This window comes from Pararhizobium sp. IMCC3301 (assembly GCF_030758315.1).
Taxonomy (GTDB): Bacteria; Pseudomonadota; Alphaproteobacteria; order Rhizobiales.
On sequence record NZ_CP132336.1, the window covers coordinates 3717517 to 3736180 of the forward strand.

14 protein-coding genes, 1 other RNA gene and 1 pseudogene are annotated in these 18664 nt (G+C 53.8%); 3 read left to right on the plus strand and 13 right to left on the minus strand.

From position 1 onward, the window contains the following. Positions 1 to 39: 39 nt before the first annotated feature. Complete coding sequence (locus RAL88_RS17880; RefSeq protein WP_306265310.1) at positions 40 to 3639, plus strand: AsmA family protein; 3600 nt, start codon at positions 40 to 42, stop codon at positions 3637 to 3639. A gap of 19 nt (positions 3640 to 3658) precedes the next feature. Here the strand turns inward: RAL88_RS17880 and RAL88_RS17885 are convergent, their stop codons facing one another. The 8 genes from RAL88_RS17885 to RAL88_RS17920 all read right to left on the minus strand — a co-directional run bounded on the left by RAL88_RS17885 (position 3659) and on the right by RAL88_RS17920 (position 11327). Next, positions 3659 to 3889: a ribbon-helix-helix domain-containing protein gene (locus tag RAL88_RS17885; RefSeq protein WP_306265312.1), complete on the minus strand. Its 231-nt coding sequence runs from the start codon at positions 3887 to 3889 to the stop codon at positions 3659 to 3661. 6 nt (positions 3890 to 3895) lie between these two features. After that, positions 3896 to 5287, minus strand: coding sequence for a class II fumarate hydratase (gene fumC / locus RAL88_RS17890; protein ID WP_306265313.1), 1392 nt, complete (start codon positions 5285 to 5287; stop codon positions 3896 to 3898). A gap of 36 nt (positions 5288 to 5323) precedes the next feature. After that, on the minus strand, positions 5324 to 6043 hold the full coding sequence (locus RAL88_RS17895; protein ID WP_306265314.1) for an SspB family protein: 720 nt from the start codon (positions 6041 to 6043) through the stop codon (positions 5324 to 5326). Positions 6044 to 6169: 126 nt separating this feature from the next. Further along, positions 6170 to 6531: a transfer-messenger RNA gene (ssrA, locus tag RAL88_RS17900) on the minus strand. Between the two features lie 539 nt (positions 6532 to 7070). Further along, positions 7071 to 8123 (minus strand): hypothetical protein, encoded by a 1053-nt coding sequence (locus tag RAL88_RS17905; RefSeq protein ID WP_306265315.1) that lies wholly within the window; start codon positions 8121 to 8123, stop codon positions 7071 to 7073. Further along, positions 8104 to 8847: a hypothetical protein gene (locus RAL88_RS17910; RefSeq protein WP_306265316.1), complete on the minus strand. Its 744-nt coding sequence runs from the start codon at positions 8845 to 8847 to the stop codon at positions 8104 to 8106. The genes RAL88_RS17905 and RAL88_RS17910 overlap by 20 nt, the downstream gene beginning before the upstream one ends. Positions 8848 to 8871: 24 nt before the next feature. After that, positions 8872 to 9492, minus strand: a complete 621-nt coding sequence (locus RAL88_RS17915) for a hypothetical protein (RefSeq protein WP_306265317.1) — start codon at positions 9490 to 9492, stop codon at positions 8872 to 8874. Positions 9493 to 9941: 449 nt separating this feature from the next. Further along, a complete protein-coding gene (locus tag RAL88_RS17920; RefSeq protein WP_306265319.1) occupies positions 9942 to 11327 on the minus strand; it encodes a transposase in 1386 nt (461 codons plus the stop codon). A gap of 82 nt (positions 11328 to 11409) precedes the next feature. Between RAL88_RS17920 and RAL88_RS17925 the strand changes: the two genes are divergently transcribed. Further along, positions 11410 to 11709, plus strand: coding sequence for a hypothetical protein (locus RAL88_RS17925; RefSeq protein WP_306265320.1), 300 nt, complete (start codon positions 11410 to 11412; stop codon positions 11707 to 11709). 58 nt (positions 11710 to 11767) lie between these two features. Here RAL88_RS17925 and RAL88_RS17930 read toward each other — a convergent pair whose 3' ends face one another. The 5 genes and pseudogenes from RAL88_RS17930 to RAL88_RS17950 form a co-directional block, all read right to left on the minus strand. After that, entirely contained in the window at positions 11768 to 12592 is an 825-nt protein-coding gene (locus RAL88_RS17930) for an IS5 family transposase (protein ID WP_306265322.1), read from the minus strand. A gap of 76 nt (positions 12593 to 12668) precedes the next feature. Continuing rightward, a pseudogene (locus RAL88_RS17935) lies at positions 12669 to 13877 on the minus strand (IS66 family transposase); the annotation flags it as partial. A 209-nt stretch (positions 13878 to 14086) separates the two neighbouring features. After that, positions 14087 to 14437, minus strand: a complete 351-nt coding sequence (locus RAL88_RS17940; RefSeq protein ID WP_306265323.1) for a hypothetical protein — start codon at positions 14435 to 14437, stop codon at positions 14087 to 14089. A 274-nt stretch (positions 14438 to 14711) separates the two neighbouring features. Then, complete coding sequence (locus RAL88_RS17945; RefSeq protein ID WP_306265324.1) at positions 14712 to 15392, minus strand: dihydrofolate reductase; 681 nt, start codon at positions 15390 to 15392, stop codon at positions 14712 to 14714. A gap of 105 nt (positions 15393 to 15497) precedes the next feature. Then, the gene (locus RAL88_RS17950; RefSeq protein WP_306265325.1) at positions 15498 to 16292 is read right to left on the minus strand and encodes a thymidylate synthase; all 795 of its coding nucleotides are present in this window, start codon (positions 16290 to 16292) and stop codon (positions 15498 to 15500) included. 185 nt (positions 16293 to 16477) lie between these two features. Between RAL88_RS17950 and RAL88_RS17955 the strand changes: the two genes are divergently transcribed. Continuing rightward, positions 16478 to 18637, plus strand: coding sequence for a malate synthase G (locus tag RAL88_RS17955; protein WP_306265326.1), 2160 nt, complete (start codon positions 16478 to 16480; stop codon positions 18635 to 18637). The last annotated feature ends 27 nt before the right edge of the window (positions 18638 to 18664 follow it).

Genomic DNA, 18664 nt, shown 5'->3' on the forward strand with positions numbered 1-18664 from the left:
GTTGAATTCGAATTTAGGCGTCTTAACGTGTAGCCATCATTGGCCACGGGCACCTTTTGGAGCACTGTTCTGAATAAGTTATACATTTTTGTCGGAACGTTGATCATTCTGGTTCTGCTGGGCGGCTTGATAGGGCCGTTTTTCGTGGACTGGACTGCCTATCGGCGGATTTTTGAAGACGAAGCCTCCAAGGCGCTGGGTCATCCGGTGCATGTTGCCGGCGCAGCCGACGCCCGATTTCTGCCGATGCCGGCCATTACCTTTTCCGATGTAAGGGTCGGAGAGACCGAGGGTAAAGCACTGGCGCGGATTGATGAAATCCGCATCAGGATGGAACTCATGCCGCTGTTGCGCGGTGAGTTTCAGATCACCGAACTGGTTGCCGAAAGGCCGGTTGTATCCGGTGCCATTGACGATGCCGGGCGTCTTGACTGGCTGCTGACGACCGACAACCGGACTGCGATCAATCCTGACAAGGTCATGTTCGACCGGGTGCAGATTTCCGATGGCACCTTGCGCCTGACTGATGGCCGCCGTGACAATACCTGGCAACTGGACAATGTGAATTTCGAGGGCAGTGCCCGGTCTTTGCTCGGGCCGTTCCGTGTTGAAGGCGGCTTCAGCTATCAGGGCCAGCCCAACAGTTTTCGTGTCGCCACGGGTCGAACCGACGATCTGGGCAATCTGCGTGTCACTATGCAACTCAGTCCGACAGATGCTCCGGTCTCTCTGGCCTTGGACGGCAAATTATCAAATGCAGAAGGTGGTCCCGTCTATGAAGGGACCTATACATTCAATGCCTATGCCGCCTCCGCGGAGGAAGATGAGCAGATACAGGAACCGCCGCTGCGCTCGCAAGGGCGCTATTCCCTGACATCGGTTGATCTGGAATTGCCCGAATTCATCATTGCCATGGGCCCACCCAGTCTGGCTTCCACACTGGAGGGCACCGGCCGGATTTTGTTCGGTGATACGCCGCGCTTTGATATCAGCCTGCGCACCGATCAGATAGATCTGGACCGGTCCATCGGCCGTGGTCCCTCGCAACCGGCGAAACCGTCTCAGGTATCGCGCCTGCTGGGCCAACTGGCGCTGGCCACGCCAACCGAACTGGGGGTGGCCGGCCGCATGCGGCTTGATGTCGGCTCAGTTATTCTGGGCGGAAGCATTATTGAACGTCTGGCCTTTGACGCGTCCAATGATCGGGACGGCTGGCGAGTGGATAATTTTGAAGCGCGTTTCCCCGGACGCACCGCATTTATTGCTTCCGGCCGGGTGGCGACAGATCCGCAGACCAAAACCCCGCAATTCAAGGGGCGGGTGCAACTCGCTTCGCTGGAGCCCGGCCGCTTTGCTGTCTGGGCGCGGCCGGATCAACCTGTGCCTGGCACACCGCCACCGGCAGTCCGGTTCCAGGCGCGCTCTGAATTTGGCCGTGAACATCTGCTGCTGGAAGGTATTTCCGGCAGCCTTGGGCAGGATTCCCTGTCCGGCGAGATGGATTTGAAGACACCGCTCGGCGCACGCAGCCAATTGGCCATGACCGTCAATGCGGACCGGCTTGATCTGGATGCGATTAATGATCTGACGCGGCTTTTATCCGGCCGCGATGCGGTCGCCGCGGCTGCCGTTACCGACAATGTCTCGATCAATCTGCGCGCAACCCGCCTTGTCAGCGAAGGCGTCAACGCCCGCGATGTGATTGTCGAAGCATCGCTGTCTGATGCGGTGCTGGATTTGAAGCGCTTTCAGATGGATGCCGTTGCCGGTGCCAATATTTCGGCTGTCGGCCGCCTCGAGGATGTTTTCCGCAATCCGGTGGGCCGCATGTCCGCTGAACTTGAAGCGCCTAATTTGTCCGGTCTGGTCAAATTATTATCACCCTATATGAAAGATCTGCCGATCTACGACCCGATCATCATCGCTGCGCCGGCGCTGGCACCTGCCAATCTGACAGTCAGGTTTTCTTCTGAAAAGCGGCCCGAAGGAATTCGCGCCAACCTTCAGCTCGGCGGAACCGCCGGGGGATCTCCATTGTCGCTGAAAGCTGAATTCACTGGCCGCCCGGATGTCATGGAAAGCGGCGAGATCACATTCACCCTGGCAGCGGATTCTGAAGATTCCGCCCGATTGCTGCGTCAGTTCGCTATTCCTGCTGAGCCCACATTGACCCCCATACCGGGCGCACTCAGCCTGTCCGGTCAGGGCTCGCTCGATGCCGGGGTTTTTTCCAGTTTCGTGGCCGATCTTGCCGGGACACGGGTCAATGCAGAGGGATTTATCAGGCCGGGAAACGGTGCCGCGCTTGGCTTTGACGGATCAATGACGCTTAAATCCGGTTCCCTAAATCCGCTGTTGCGGATGGGCGGCATCACATTTGCCGGTGCCCTGCAGAGTGAGCTTGGCCTGGTACAGGACCTCGCGGTGGATCTGGCGGGGCAGATCAGCCTTGATGGCGGACGGGTGGATGCAGAGATTTCAAGTGCCAAAATCAATGGCACAGACATCAGCGGAAGCGGGAGGCTGGATCTGACTGACGATACGCCAAGTCTGGTCGGAGATTTTGCCCTTGGGCGCCTCAGTCTGCCCTGGCTGCTGTCTCTTGGTCTTGGTGAAAATCCGCTGGCGATCATCATTGACAAGAGCATCTGGTCTGAAAACCCTTTTACAGTCACGGCTCTGGCCAATCTGGAACTGGCGGTCGGGCTGCGCGCGCAAGTGCTTGAAATTGCGGATACACTGACCGCCAGAAATGCCAGTGTGACGCTGACGGCGCGCACTGGAAATCTGGGCGTGGAAGTGATCGATGCAGGCTTTGCAGGCGGGCTTCTTTCAGGGCTGGTCAATATCCGCAACACGCTCGGCTCTGTGGTTATGAACGGCCGTCTGTCACTGGCGGGCGCGGCGCTGGAAGAACTGGTCTGGCGTCCGCAAGGCCGCGCCGCCGCTCTGGGCGCGCTGAATGTTTCGGCCGAATTTGAAGGCAATGGCAATTCCATGAGCGCGCTTGTGCCCAGCCTCACCGGTAGCGGCACATTGCTTGTCGAAAATGGCGAATTCCGCAACTTCAACCCTTTGGCCTTCCGCCGCACCATGCGCGCTGTTGATGCGGGCCTTGAACTTGATGAAGCCAAAATCAGCCAGGAGTTTCTCAAATATGTCGATGCCGGAGTGTTGCCGTTCAATTCGGCGGAAGGCGTCTTTTCCATTGTTTCCGGTGTGGTCAGAGCAGGCTCTGTCTCCGTGGATGCCGGTCCGGCAACTGCACTTGGCGGCGGCACCATAGATCTGGCCAATTTCCTGATGGAAAGCGAATGGACCCTGAGCATGGACCCGGGAGAGGATGCCGTGGCCGGTGCTGCACCTCAGATTGACATCAGCTTTGGCGGACCTCTGGAAAACCCCGACCGGGAAATTGATGTCTCGACCCTGGCCGCCTATCTCACCCTGCGAGAGTATGAGCGCGAAGTGCAACGCATCGAAAATCAGGACCAGGATATTCTGGAAAAGGAATGGTTCGGACGCCAGTTGCGCATCCTGCGTGAGCGCAAAGCGCGGCGCGAAGCAACAAATGGCCCGGGGTCAGGTGCTGGCATCGAACAACAGATCAGGGATGCGTTGCGGAATTCGGCGCAGTAGCTCGCAAAGACGTCGCGCCTTACCGGCCCTGCTGCTGATAATGTCTCAGGACCATCACTCTGATCGCACTGGACAGATTTTCCGATGGAAGGTCGGTCAGACCGGCCGTTCTTGCCTCATCCACCTCCCTGATCAGGGCTTGTAGCGATATGTCCCGGAGCCGGGCAATTTCCTGCAGCCCGGTCCAGAAGGCGTCCTCCAGAGAAATACTCGTTCTGTGGCCCTCAATGGAAATCGAGTGTTTTTTCAAACCGTGTCATCCAGGTGAGATCATCTTTGATGGCACGACGATCTCGTCATATTCAGCTTCTGTCACCAGCCCGGTGGCGAGTGCTTCCTGTTTCAGCGTCGTGCCGTTCTTGTGAGCCGTCTTGGCAATTTTGGCGGCGTTGTCATATCCGATTTTAGGTGCCAGCGCCGTCACCAGCATCAGCGAGCGTTCCAGCCCATCCCTGATATTGTCCAGCCGCGGTTCAATGCCCGTCACACAATTTTCAGAGAAGGATACTGCCGCATCTGCCATCAGACGCACGGACTGCAGGAAATTATACGCCATCACAGGATTGAAGACATTCAGCTCGAAATGGCCCTGGCTGCCGGCAAAGGTCAGCGCCGCATGATTGCCGAAAATCTGAACACAGACCTGGGTCAGCGCTTCAGCCTGGGTGGGATTGACCTTGCCCGGCATGATGGAGGAGCCGGGTTCATTTTCAGGCAACGCCAACTCGCCAAGCCCGGCCCGGGGGCCTGATCCCAGAAAGCGGATATCATTGGCAATCTTGAACAGCGATGCCGCCACTGTATTGATCGCGCCATGGGCAAACACCATCGCATCATGGGCCGCCAGCGCTTCGAATTTGTTCGGCGCGGTTTTGAACTTCATGCCGGTAATCCGGGCAATTTCATCGGCCACGCGTTCGGCAAAACCGACAGGCGCATTCAGCCCGGTTCCCACCGCGGTGCCGCCCTGCGCCAGTTCCATCAGTTTCGGCATGGCACTGGTGATCCGTTCGATGCCATTGTCGAGTTGCTGGACATACCCGGAAAATTCCTGGCCCAGCGTCAGCGGTGTTGCATCCTGGGTGTGGGTGCGTCCGATCTTGATGATATGTTTCCAGGCCTCGGCCTTGTCGTTCAGCGCATTGCGCAATTGCTGCAGGGCAGGGAGCAGACGGTGCTCTATTTCCTCGGCGCAGGCGACATGCATGGCGGTGGGAAATGTATCATTGGAGGATTGTGACATATTGCAGTGATCATTGGGATGGACCGGCTTCTTGGAGCCCATCTCGCCGCCGAGAATTTCAATGGCGCGGTTGGAGATCACTTCATTCGCATTCATGTTGGATTGTGTGCCGGACCCGGTTTGCCAGACGACAAGCGGGAAATGCTCGTTCAGCTTGCCTTCGATGACTTCCTGGGCTGCGGTGACAATTGCATCTCCCAGTTTCGGCTCCAGCCGCTCCAGCGCCATATTCGCCCGCGCCGCCGCCTGTTTGACAATGCCGAGCGCCCGGATGATGGGTTCAGGCTGCTTTTCCCAGCCGATCTTGAAATTGCCCAGGGAGCGCTGTGCCTGTGCGCCCCAATAACGGTCGCCGGGAACTTCGATCGGCCCGAACGTATCAGTTTCCGTGCGCTTCTGCTTCATGGCGCTGTCCCATTCATTTCCGGATCTGGTGAAATATCAATTCTTTTTGCGAAATGAATCCAGCGAAACGACGTCGGCACCCTTGGCGTCTTCATCGTCTGAACCATCGGGCTCCGCATCGGCGCGTTCGTTGCCATCCGGCGAGGTCCCGGCATCATCCGGACTGTCGCCATCTGCATCATTGTCGGCTTCAGCCGTGGTTCTTGCAGCTTGTTCGGTGTCTCGTCTGGCCGCTTCTTCTGCCAGCTTGCGGGCTGCTTCGCGTTGTTTTTCACGCTCGCTTGGCAGCAGGGGCCGGGTTGCGTGCAACTCCTCGACGGCAGTCGGCAGCACGGCGTCATCATCCGGCAGGGATGGTTCTGCCACATCATCATTGGTTCCGTCATCGGCGGATCTTGTGACTTCCGGATCGAACTGCAGTCCGAACTGCACTGACGGATCATAAAATGCCTTGATCGCCGCGAAAGGAACATGGAGACGTTCCGGGATGGCGTTGAACGACAGGCCGATTTCGAAGGATTGTTCGCTGATAATCAGATCCCAGAACTGGTGCTGCAGCACAATCGTCATTTCTTCGGGATATTGCGCTTTCAGCCGGTTGGAAATCCGCACGCCCAGTGCCGTTGTGCTGAAAGTGACAAAAAAGTGGTGTTCTCCGGGCAATCCTGTCTGGGACACTTCCATCAGCAGCTTGCGCAACATGCCGCGCAGAGCGTCCTGTGCCAGCACATCGTAACGGATCATGTCATTTGCCATAGGAATCGCAACTCCGGTCTTTGCCCAATTCGTAAGGTGATAAAGCGTCACTGCCGGTCAGGGCAAGAGCCTTGTCAAGATATCGCGGCTGAGCTGACAGTTTTCTCGGCAACCGGACATGGCAAAAGTGGAGGCTTCTGTTGCCAGGTGCCTCCGGACCCCGCCAGTTCATGCGAATGAACTGGGCTTCAGTTGAAGTTGTCGAACCGCATTACGCAGCCAGACGAACCTCCGCATAGTTGTCATTTGCAACTACTAAAATGGTCCGATATCGGTGGTACCATGCCGAGCAAAAGCACAATTTTTACACCCTCGTCGAAGCTGTTTCGCCCCCGCCGAAGCGCACTCAGTCGGGCTGAATGCGCTTTGGTGGAGGCGCCGGGTACCGCCCCCGGGTCCGAGAAGCTTATTACAGAGGCCATTTATCACCATAGTCAGCTCGCGCTGACACCCAAGATATAGCAACTAAACCGGGTTTTTTAAAGCCCTTGAAATCGGTTCGATCTGAATTCCGCCTCAACGGTGCCGGGACAGGCATAAATTCGAGCCCGCAGTGCTCGCAGATCAGTGCCGCGCTCGCAATGCGTGAGGGAGATGCAATAGTGTCGACTGAGCTTGCCTACCCGCGACACAAGAAGATTTTGCTCCGACGCGCGTGTATACAAGAGCGGTCTTTGGTAAGGTCTGGAAATATCCCAATTTCAGAAGACGCTGGCTGATTTGGTGATCTGCTGATCAGAAGGCTACTGATTTTTTTGGCGCGAGAGGTGAGCATATCTATTCCTCCAGGTGCCGTTCAGAGGAAAATTGATTCGAGAAACGGTTGGATTCAACTCGTCAGTCGCGTGTCGACCACGATCTATCCACTTGATTTCGAGTTTTTCAGCAGCCTGTTAGGCCCAAATCTGCGTCTCGCGCTGAAATGCTCATGAAATCAAACGTAATTTAAGTAATTCCGAAATAGTAGGATTAACAACAAATTAGACCATGAATATAGAAATATCCACCAATTCACAAGAGAGCACATTTATTCATTGAATAACTGCGAAAGCACAGTGTCGTAATCATATTGGCTCGGCACCTCTCCAATTAAATTTAGGTATATCACTCGCCACATGTTGAAAGATTCTTTTTCTCCCGGTTCTAACAACCTATCTCTGCTGGAAGGAATGTGAAACCTATTACTTTTTAGGTAAGCCAAAAGAATGGGGTCAATTCGGCGCAACCCGTCGTCACTCAATAGACATTCTGAAATTGACTTTGCGGAGACTAGCAGGGAACCAGATAATCTAGAATCACTTTCAACTGCCTTCTCAATCCTATCTCTGATGAACCAAAAGCTACGATACCTCGTACCAAGCACAGTGTTTCTCGCTGTATCTCCCTTAGTAGAAAGAACTTTAAGTAACAAATCATATGCGTCTCCATCTGGCAAAATGATGGGGTCGTTTGAAAATAGGTTTGTTTGAGTGTCCTGTACGTGTTGCTGATACAGGAAATTAGCAGCGATTTTCGCAAAATATAGCCTGCGACGCTCAATCAATCTCCTTTCACTATCAGGAGCACTTTTCAAAAGCTGGTCATAGTATTTAGTGGAGAACATGGCTTTGATGAATCCAACGACATATGCGGCTGGGGTTCCACCTCTGTTAAGAGATAGCCTATCCAAGGCGTCGGACTGACGTCTGCGGATACTAAAATTATCAGTCGTATCTTTAGGAAGGTTAAAGTATATCTCAGTATCTATCCGTCTCGAAAAAACCATCCTTAAAGAAATTTTCTGATCGACAATAGAACGATTCGATGCGACAAAATTTCTTGAGATACGATAAGTGAGTATCACCGGAAAATAACTAAAACCATCTTCCTCTATTTCACATCTTCCGCCATCATCTCGTTCAATAATTAAGGTATCTGCAACGAATTCGGCAGAAATGCTTCCATTCAGTAATTTTCCATCAACAGACCAGCGGCTGCCTGGCCCCTGGCCGATAAATGTAATTGGATCGCTGCGTGCTTCACCCCCAATCGATATTCCAATTAGACACGCTATGAAAATCCTACCCCAAAACATTTCCATCCCCTTCCACTTGTTGCGAAGGATTAATGGCAGTTCTCTGCATCCTCCGAATATCCGCGTGTTCCCTTCCGATAATCCACAACAGAAGGCCAAGAAGGTACAGCCGGATTTCACTCAGAAATGCCGAGAGATTACCTAAAAAAAGCGCCAATTCTGCAACACTCGATTCACCATCAAACTCACTAATCTGGGCATCACAGCGATAGTTGTATTCCTCCGCCAAGTAATCTTGTGAAGGCAACGCAACGATTGCGGATTGCACATCCTGAAGCTCAATGACTTTGAACGTAACTATTATTATCATTACTATGACAATAATAGAAAAAATAATTCGAGAAAGGCGGTTGAAACTGTCCGGGCCCGCTTTGTTGTAGGCAAAAATAATAACGAGAAAACCAGGTATCACAACGAAGTAGCTGAGAGCGGAGCTATTATTTACATAAACACTCGCGAACGATGCCAATCCACAGAATCCATCATAAACTGCATATTCATAAAAAGATCTAGGCGGTACGACACCTAAATCACTCGCTTCAGAAGTATTCATGAATTTTATAAAATTATTTTCCAAGCCTTGAAAAAAAATAGAAGCACTATAACCGAGTTGACTTAATTCGCCATTTGGTTGTACACTTGTAACAAACCAAAGTAATATAGACAAAAAGAGAGCTAAAACGATTTCTATTAAAAGAATATTTGAAATAATCCTTTTGATATGACGCATTTTTCCCTCCGGGAAACTGCCGAACTATGCGATCGTATAGGAAATTGCTGCATAGTAGTTCTTAGCATAAGTGGCGATAAGTGCTTTCTTATTAGAGCCATTCACAATCTTACGAGCACCTTCCCAGTCCTGCCTCACATTCAGGAAGTAGTCGGATAACTTCTTTCCGGTGAAGGTTCCAGATATCATGCCTTCGAAAATAATTTCGGTTGCTCTCGCCAAATTAAGCACCTTGTCAGCCTTCGCCCTGCTGCTAGTCAAGTCCGTATTCAAACGATTTCCCCAATTTGCGTAGTTGTAACGCCCTGTGATCTGCACAAAGCCGCGTCCATGGAACCTCACACCGTCTCCCTTACCGAAGTTTCCAAGCTGTTTAGCAACTTTCGGCCTGTCGCCTTCAACATCATACATCTTAAAAAAGTAGCTATCGCTCCCATATTCCTTAATAGGTTGCATCTTGCGATCAACCTCGAGGTGTGCAGTGCCGAGGACATAGGCTAGCCACCGATCATCTTTGTCAGCGTAGTTCCGTTCCCAATAGTCAAGTAGTGTAGTTAGCCCTTCAACCTGTGATTTTCGCAAGAATCCGTCAAAAAGATTCAGACGAACCGTATCGAAGAAAAACTTCCTGTTAATATTGCTCATTTGAATAAGCTCTTTCGCAGAAAAAACATAATTATCAACTAGTTAGTCAATTTCAGATTTCAAGAATATAATATATCGTCAGTTCAATGATAACCGATGGTTGTAATTTTACAAGGTCATTTTCGATTCTGCTTGCAACAACCGCAATCAACAGAAGAAAACTGAACTCCATTTTCGCTCACCAATGCTTTGAAAAATTAAGATAATATCTGAAATTAATACCCATTGATTTTGGTTCTTTACGATAAGACTGATAGTGCGCCGGATGGAGGGATGATCAGCCATGCTACGGAGGATGTTATGGTTGCCTCCCAGTCGTAATTACTCACCCCTACCTTTTTCGGATATGACGTTCTGATTTCAAGCCAGCGAAGTCAAAATGGTTTTAAATGGGGATGATCCGTTGAGTTTTTGGGTATCGACGACGGTTCTTAGCTCGACTTTGTACATTATGCGGCGAAGCAGAGAGCCTCTGCCATACGCACGAGACGGTCGGGAGGGATTTTGTGTCTTTCCCGGTGCGGCGGGGAGTGTTGATAAATGTCTCCGACCCATAAGGCGAGCCTTACGGCGCCGATGGCATCGGTGAAGGTGAGATGGGTCTTACGATACCAGGCTGCGGCATAAGGAATGCTCGACTTGGACAACAGATCGCACGCCCACAAAGAGATAAGGCTGTAGAGACCAAGCAGCGCCGGCGTGGTGCGGGCGATAGCTTTGTCGGACCATTGCCGTTGGGTTTCGACGCCAAGATGGGCGCGGGTTTCGGCGAAGGTGACCTCGACCTGCCAGCGGCGGACGAACAGGGCGATGATGTCGGCAGGATCGAGCGTTGTATCGGTGCTGAAGAAAGCTTGCGGAGCGCGCCGGCCGTCAGGATCCCTGACGAGGACCCAGCGAATTGGCTTGGGCGGCGTACCAGGTCGGTACCACAATGCGGTGCTCGAGGTAATTTCGAGTGCCTTATGGTGCTTGCGCCCATACCAGGAGGACGCGGTGATCCTTTTCCAGGGCGTGGTCGGGTTTGAAAGCAGCGTTTTCAGCTTGGGCAAGGGTGGCCCCTTCTGCGCCGGGCGTCCGAGGGTGTGGCCGTCACGTTTTGGAGGGGCCGCGTAGAGATTGGCGTCGAGCCGCAGTCGGCTGATGAGGGTTGCTCGGCCGCCGATGGCGTACGCCAGTTCATGGACAGCGAAGCCGCTATCGCCCACGAAGACGATGTCGCGCTCTGGCATCCAGCGACAGAGCTGGAGCGCCCCTTGGCGGGCCCAGTCGGTCAGCAGCTTGTGCCTGCGTCCGCGCTGGTGGTCGGAGCGCTCCGAGGGGGCCAACAGGGTGAGCACCGGGAGGGCCTTCACAACACCTGCCCAAGGGACCGGCGTCAGCACCATGAAGCTCAACCAGCGCAGCCCGCTGGCTTTGACGAAGTGGCCATGGCTGGAGCGGACAGGATCGCGATAGATGCCGCGCGCAGTGATTTTGCGCCCCCATCGGCGCTCGATTGTATCGTCCATCCCGATGACCACGGGACCCTCCGGCACGAGGCGGTCGATGATCATGGCCAGCAGGCGCCGAGACATATCGCGAGACTCCCAGCGGGCGCGGTTAAGGAGCTGATGGTAGCTCGAAAAGTTTTTCGCCTCGGCGCGCCCGGTCATCCGCAGGCAGGCGCTGACGGTGCGCTTGCCCGGGGCCAGCACGGCCCCCATGACCAGGACGAGCATGTGCTCCCAACTGGGCGCCGTGAAGCACGGGCGCAGCGCCTGCAGCCAATCGCGCAGGATCTGGGGAACGGGATCGCCCGGAGACGGCGGCAAGAAGGGGGCATGATGTTTCATCCCATGTTTCGAATCCCTTGTCGCTGACCATGCAAGCAGGCAAACCTGCGGCAAAGTGAATCACGTGCCCTGAGGTGTTCCTATGTATGATCGGCACATGCAGCATGACGAAATCGCCGTTCGCATCGAAGCCTTCGACGACGCCAATGGTGGTGGCGTCGGTTTTTACAAAGACAAGGGTGCCTACCATCTCTACCTGCTGGAGACGGAGGCGCCGATTGCCCGGCTGAAGCCGACCGGCAACGGCAACGAAGTCCGGCTCGGATACTGGTCACACCGGCGCAAATGGGAGGATGTCGATGACATCGGCGGCGTCGTCATACCCCTCGACGAGGCGCTCGAGTTCATAGCGAACGAGGGCATCTTCTGGCTCTGGACCTGACCACAAAAACGTACAAAGTCGAGCTTAGAGCCCGACTCAAAATTAATACCTAATGATTTCAAGTCCTTGCGATAAGGCGGGTGGTGCGCCGGATGGATGCGATGAGCAGCCAGGCCTCGGAAGATGCGATGGTTGCCTCCCAGTCTTTTGCCAAGCGACGACACCTTCCAAGCCATGCAAATGTGCGCTCGACAACCCAGCGCCTTGCAATAACAACAAATCCTTTTGCGCCATCGGGGCGCTTGACGATCTCGATGGTCGGCCCATCCATGTTCTGAAGAACAGTTGTCAGCTTTTGCCCGGCATAACCGCCATCTGCGAACAGATGGGCAAGGCTGGGGAAGCTCTCTTTCGTATATGCGATGGCGTTCGGCGCGCCATCCCTGTCCTGTATATCGGCGGTGTGCGTGATCGCGCCCAGCATATTGCCTTGTGTATCAGTGAGGATGTGACGCTTGCGGCCTGTGATCTTCTTGCCCGCATCAAAGCCGCGCGGGCCGCCGCTTTCCGTGGTTTTCACGCTTTGGCTGTCGATCACACCCGCTGTCGGCTCTGCCGCTCGACCGGCCAAAAGGCGTGCGGACATGACCAGCGTTTCGTTGATGATGTCGAGCATGCCGCTGTCGCGTAATCGGTAGAAATAGTGCTGGACCGTTGTGAAGGGCGGGAAGTCTTTTGGCAGCATCGCCCACTGGCAACCCGACGCCGCTATATACTGGATCGCGTTCCATATTTGGCGCATCGGCCATTTGCGCGGTCGACCGACCTTGCTCGGCGCAGGCATGAACGGCGCGATCAACGCCCATTCCTCGTCCGTACAATCACTTGCATAGCGCAAGTGTCTGCGGTCATATTGCTTCCGAGTGATTTCAGTCCAAGCCATCCGATCCTCCATTGTCTTTGCAAACAACAGAGAATCACAACTTGCTGAAATCACTCAACATAATTTTCGGTTGGCCTCTTACGGCGCAATCTCCTTCTGCTGCCCACATGGAGCGGAAACCGTTGGTGACTTTGCGTTGTATCACCGCCGGTCGCAGCGCCCGTTCACAACCGTTGTTGGTGACTTCGACAACACCTGGATGATCGAGAAACGTCAACAAACGTGGGCTGGCTCTGGCAAGTTTGGCGCGGATGGTTTCGGCAATCTCACATTGGGGATTACTGGCGAGAATGTCGGCCAGAGTATTTTCCAGTACCCGTTTTTTGGTTCTCACCGTGCTCGCCGCAAAGCTGGTGAGATTGGACGCCAATTGAAACACCCGGTCCAGCCACATCTTGAGGCGAAGTGGAACCATGTCATCGCTTGCCTCCACCGCATATGCGATATCGCGGGCTAGATGGGCGAGGCAGGTCTGATGGTGTTCGCCATGACCCCGTTGAGCCGAATAGCCATCCGACAACCAGACTTTGGGCCGATGGTCGCCCATCACATCACGCACGACCTGAGCCGCCCGTGACAATTGGGCTTCATGCACAATGGCTTGCCTGCTCATGAACACCCAATGATAGCCGTTCAATCCCTCAATACGTATTCCTGTCTCGTCACTGGCCACCACATCGGCGCGGCGCAGGTCGGCGACAATGTCGGTCTTGCGGGCTGCAAACGGCACATGGGAGCGTTTCAGCATGTTGGCCAGTGCGCCCTGACTGACTTTGACCCCGAACAGATCAGCCAGCATACCTTCAAGGCGGGCAAAGGACACCGCGTGGAATGTCTTCAGATAAAGCGCCAACCCATGCAGCCGGAGCCCAAACGGCGAACTACACGCTGCTTCCGGCAAGGGCGCTTTCACCCGCGATGAACAATGTGGGCAAGACACGCATAACCGACGGTGGCGCACAACAAACGGTGCAATCGGGGGAACCTCGATAGCATCATATTCACCAACCACATTCCCCGTCAGATCATCGCCAAGTTGGCCATGGCATTGTGGGCACGCATCAGGCCGATGGTCGACAATCTCATCCGGGCTCTCATGCAAACTACGCGAATGGCCCTGATGACCGGGCTTCGCACCGCCCGGTTTGGCATGCGCCCGGCGGGCTTTACGATCGGTAGAGGGCGGTTTGGAGGACGTGCGAGACGTCTTTGTAGGGCGTTGCAATTTCAGCACCATATCAACGAGCGCCTGCTTGCTCAGCTTTTCCAAATCATCTCGATCCATGCACACATGGATTCACAGATTATGACCGTTGGCAAGGGGGTGAGTAATTACTCCCAGTCTTTGGCCAGCCGACGACATCTTCCCAGCCAGGCAAATGTGCGCTCGACAACTCAGCGCCTTGCGATAACGACGAACCCTTTTGTGCCATCGTGGCACTTCACGATCTCAATGGTCGGCCCACCCATGTTTTAAAGAGCAGTTTCTTGCCTTTACCCGGCATAACCGCCATCGGCGAACAGATAGGCAAGGCAGGGGAAGTTCCATTTCATGGATGCGAAAGCGATCAGTGGTATATCTCCTACCATGAAACTGAAACATGCCACGTGAAGTCCAGAAACGAACCCCGTGAAAATTGGGATGAGTACTGCACCCTGTGTTCGTCTTCCAATTTGCCAGTGGACGATGCAAAGCATCGGTGAGAGGCGCATCAAAGCTGCGCGGCTCATCGCTTCGTTGGTTTTCACGCTTTGGTTGTCAATCACATCCGCTGTTGGCTCTGCGACTCGGCCAGTCAAAAGCCTCGCGGACATAACCAGCGTTTCATCAATAATTTCGAGCATGCCTGTCGCGCAGTTGGTAGAAATAGCGCTGAACTGATGTGAAGGGCGGGAGATATTATGGTTAGCATCGCTTACTGGCAGGCTGCCGCCGCTATATATTTCGGACCATGGTCCATATCTTGCGCATCGGCCATTTGCACCGCCGTCCGACCTCGTGCGGCGCAGGCGTGAATGACGCGATCAAAACTCATTCCTCGTTTGTACAATCGCTAGCATCGCGCAGGCATCTGCAGTCGAATAGTTTTCGGTTGGCCTCTTCGGTCCCGATCTAGAATCACGCAATCAGACTGAGTTGATTTTGGCTTTGTGGTGACGATTCTATTTCTTCTTTCTTCTCAATCTTTGCTTCAATTTCACTAATGGCCACGGCGTCAAATTTCGTTAAAAAGTCTGAAGTTAACCGAAAGCGTGCGCTTTGGTTTCGTCGTTCGAAAATCGAAAACCTACTGGGAAATTCGTCGAACTCTGATTTTGGGACTTCTTGTTCAGTGACAATTTTGAATTTTCTCTTGTCATCAAAATCATAGTTAAAAAAAGCATCCCCTTTTACGTCAGGTGAGAAAACTTCAGTCAAATAAATTTTATCGAACCGGTCTTCGAAGCGTTTGTAAATGTCTGCTCCGCCAATCACAAAAAATTTATCTGTGAAGTTTGACAGTGTGTAAAAATCTGCAAGTAAAATCGCAGACTCAATATTTTTAACCCACTTGACGTTGCTCGAGCTAACTCTTTCGTCCCTGGATAGGACAATGTTAATACGATCCGGAAGGGGGCGGCCAATTGAATCAAATGTTTTTCGACCCATCACGATAACATGATTTTTTGTTATCTCTTTGAATCGTTTTAGGTCTGTTTTCAGTTTCCAAGGAAGTTCGTTTTCGCAGCCAATCACGTTGTCAGGATATGACCTCGCAACGATAAATGAAATTGAAGGCATACGAATTCGTCTTGCCATAAATTTCACCCCAATTTTGCAGCTGCAACACGCTCATGATTACATCAAATGGCTTAGACAAAAAACATCATTAAGAAAACCCCTGCTAAAATGCCATTGTAAATATCATACCGCAATCGGTGCCTTGATGTGGGGATGGGGGTCGTAACCGGTGATTTCAAAATCCTCGAACTGAAAATCGAAAATCGACTGGCGGTCGGATTTGAGTTGCAACCGGGGCAGGGCGCGCGGGCAGCGGTCGAGTTGTTCGCCGGCCTGATCGAGATGATTGAGATACAGATGCGCATCGCCCAGCGTGTGCACGAAGTCCCCGGCCTGGAGACCGCAGACCTCGGCCACCATATGCGTCAGCAATGCATAGGACGCGATGTTGAAAGGTACGCCGAGAAAAATATCGGCTGAACGCTGATACAGCTGGCACGACAGCCGCCCATCGGCGACATAGAACTGAAACAGGCAGTGGCACGGCGGCAGCGCCATCTCAGGCACATCCGCCGGATTCCAGGCGCTGACAATCAGGCGGCGGCTGTCCGGGCTGTTGCGGATCATATTGATCAGCTGTGAAATCTGGTCGATGGTTTCGCCGCCTTTGCCCGGCCATGACCGCCACTGATGCCCGTAAACCGGGCCCAGATCGCCGTTCTTATCCGCCCAGTCGTCCCAGATCGAAACCCGGTTTTCGTTGAGATAGGCGATATTGGTGTCGCCGGCGAGGAACCAGAGCAATTCATGAATTATCGAGCGCAGATGCAGTTTCTTGGTCGTCACCAGTGGAAAGCCGTCTGAAAGGTCAAACCGCATCTGGTGGCCGAACACTGACAGTGTGCCGGTCCCGGTGCGGTCCTGCTTGCGGTTTCCCTCATCCAGAACGCGCTGCATGAGATCAAGATATTGCTTCACGATAGGCTGCTTTCACGAATCTGTGGTGATGGCGTCACCATACATATCCCTGTGCTGGATTGGGAAGCATTATACCATTCAGATTTGCCGTCTTGATATAGGGTCTGGTCAGGCGGCGTTTCGCCCTTTAAAAAGCCCCATATCTTGCTGTGCAAAGCACAGGACAATAATAGGAAAAAGACTAGATGGCGCACCGTGTCACGGAAAACGATCTGCAAATCGACGAAAGACTGCATCAGTTCATCGAAGACCAGGCTTTGCCGGGGACCGGCGTCGACAGCGCAACGTTCTGGGCGGGGCTCAGCAGGCTGGTTCATGAATTTGGTCCGAAAAACAAGCAGTTGCTGTCCAGACGCGATGAACTCCAGACAGAAATTGATACCTGGCATCTGGCCCGTAAAGGCGAGAAGCTGGATCTGGAAGCCTATAAGGCGTTTCTGACTGAAATCGGCTATCTGGTCCCGGAAGGACCGGATTTTGCGATTGAAACCGGTGCTGTTGACCCCGAAATATCCGATATCGCCGGTCCGCAACTGGTCGTGCCGGTGATGAATGCACGCTATGCGCTGAATGCCGCCAATGCCCGCTGGGGCTCGCTTTACGACGCGCTTTACGGCACCGACGCGATGGGCGATTTGCCGACCGCCAAAGCCTATGATGCGGCGCGCGGTGACCGGGTGATTGCCTGGGCGCGTAACTTTCTCAATGATTCGGTGCCGCTGCAGGGCGACTGGAGCAACGCCACCGGCCTGTCCATTCAGCAGGGGCAATTGTCGGTTGCCACCGGCGATGGCGACATCGCGCTGAAAACGCCCGGTCAACTGTTGGGTTTTCTGGGCGATGAAACCGCGCCGACCAGCGTCGTGCTGAAAAATAACGGTCTGCATATCGAGATCGTGGTTGATGCGTCCAGCCCGATCGGCAGTACCGATGCGGCGCAGATTTCCGATATCCGGCTCGAATCAGCAATCTCGACCATCATGGATTGCGAGGATTCCGTTGCCGCTGTTGACGCGCCGGACAAGATTGTCGCCTACAGCAACTGGCTGGGGCTGATGAAAGGCGATCTGACGGAAGAGGTCAGCAAGGGCGGCAACAGCTTCACCCGCAAACTCAACCCCGATGTGAGCTACAAGACCGCAGATGGCGGATCTGTGTCGCTGAAGGCGCGGGCGCTGATGCTGGTGCGCAATGTCGGGCATCTGATGACCAATCCGGCGATTCTCGACAAGGACGGCAATGAAGCGCCGGAAGGCATGCTGGATGCTGCGATTACCACATTGATCGCAATTCATGATTTGAAACGCGACGCCAACACCAATTCGATTGCCGGTTCGGTTTATATCGTCAAACCGAAAATGCACGGTCCTGACGAGGTCGCCTTTGCCGATGAGATTTTCACCGAGGTGGAAAGCTTTCTCGGCCTGCCGCAAAACACCATAAAAATGGGCATTATGGATGAGGAACGCCGCACCACGGTTAATCTGAAAGAATGCATCCGTGCCGCGAAGAACCGTGTTGTGTTCATCAATACCGGGTTTCTAGACCGCACCGGTGATGAAATTCACACCTCTATGGAAGCCGGCGCGATGATCCGCAAGGCGGATATGAAATCCCAGCCCTGGATTTCCGCCTATGAAGACTGGAACGTCGATACGGGCCTGGCCTGTGGTCTGCAGGGCAAGGCACAGATCGGCAAGGGCATGTGGGCCATGCCCGATCTGATGCATGACATGCTGGAGCAGAAGATCGGCCATCCCAAAGCCGGCGCGAATTGCGCCTGGGTGCCCTCGCCGACAGCGGCCACCCTGCACGCCACGCATTATCATCAGATCGATGTCAAAGGCATTCAGGCCGCTATTGCCTCTGGTGGCCGCCGTGCCAAACTGGATGATATCCTGACCATTCCTCTGGCGGACCGGACAAACTGGTCCGACGAAGAGGTCAAGGCGGAAATCGACAACAACGCGCAGGGCATTCTTGGCTATGTCGTGCGCTGGATCAATCAGGGCGTCGGCTGTTCCAAAGTGCCCGACATCAACAATGTCGGTCTGATGGAAGACCGCGCGACCTGCCGGATTTCCTCTCAGCATCTGGCCAACTGGCTGCATCATGGCGTTATCTCGAAAGACAGGGTGATGGAAACCATGCAGCGCATGGCTGCCATTGTTGATGAGCAGAACGTCAGTGATCCCGACTATTCACCGATGGCACCGGACTTCGATGGCATCGCCTTCAAGGCGGCGTGCGATCTGGTGTTTGAAGGCCGTGTTCAGCCCTCCGGCTATACCGAACCGATCCTGCACCGCCGGCGTCTGGAACTGAAGGCGCAACCGTCCCAATAAATCATTTAATCTGCGGCAGGGCCACAA

What these genes read in the sequence shown, in the direction of transcription:
- RAL88_RS17910 (WP_306265316.1), bottom strand. Translation starts at nt 8,847, where the DNA reads ATGCGTCATATCAAAAGGATTATTTCAAATATTCTTTTAATAGAAATC.
- RAL88_RS17895 (WP_306265314.1), bottom strand. Translation starts at nt 6,043, where the DNA reads ATGGCAAATGACATGATCCGTTACGATGTGCTGGCACAGGACGCTCTG.
- fumC (WP_306265313.1), bottom strand. Translation starts at nt 5,287, where the DNA reads ATGAAGCAGAAGCGCACGGAAACTGATACGTTCGGGCCGATCGAAGTT.
- RAL88_RS17915 (WP_306265317.1), bottom strand. Translation starts at nt 9,492, where the DNA reads ATGAGCAATATTAACAGGAAGTTTTTCTTCGATACGGTTCGTCTGAAT.
- RAL88_RS17930 (WP_306265322.1), bottom strand. Translation starts at nt 12,592, where the DNA reads ATGGCTTGGACTGAAATCACTCGGAAGCAATATGACCGCAGACACTTG.
- RAL88_RS17940 (WP_306265323.1), bottom strand. Translation starts at nt 14,437, where the DNA reads ATGCTCGAAATTATTGATGAAACGCTGGTTATGTCCGCGAGGCTTTTG.
- RAL88_RS17945 (WP_306265324.1), bottom strand. Translation starts at nt 15,392, where the DNA reads ATGGCAAGACGAATTCGTATGCCTTCAATTTCATTTATCGTTGCGAGG.
- RAL88_RS17905 (WP_306265315.1), bottom strand. Translation starts at nt 8,123, where the DNA reads ATGGAAATGTTTTGGGGTAGGATTTTCATAGCGTGTCTAATTGGAATA.
- RAL88_RS17925 (WP_306265320.1), top strand. Translation starts at nt 11,410, where the DNA reads ATGTATGATCGGCACATGCAGCATGACGAAATCGCCGTTCGCATCGAA.
- RAL88_RS17920 (WP_306265319.1), bottom strand. Translation starts at nt 11,327, where the DNA reads ATGAAACATCATGCCCCCTTCTTGCCGCCGTCTCCGGGCGATCCCGTT.
- RAL88_RS17955 (WP_306265326.1), top strand. Translation starts at nt 16,478, where the DNA reads ATGGCGCACCGTGTCACGGAAAACGATCTGCAAATCGACGAAAGACTG.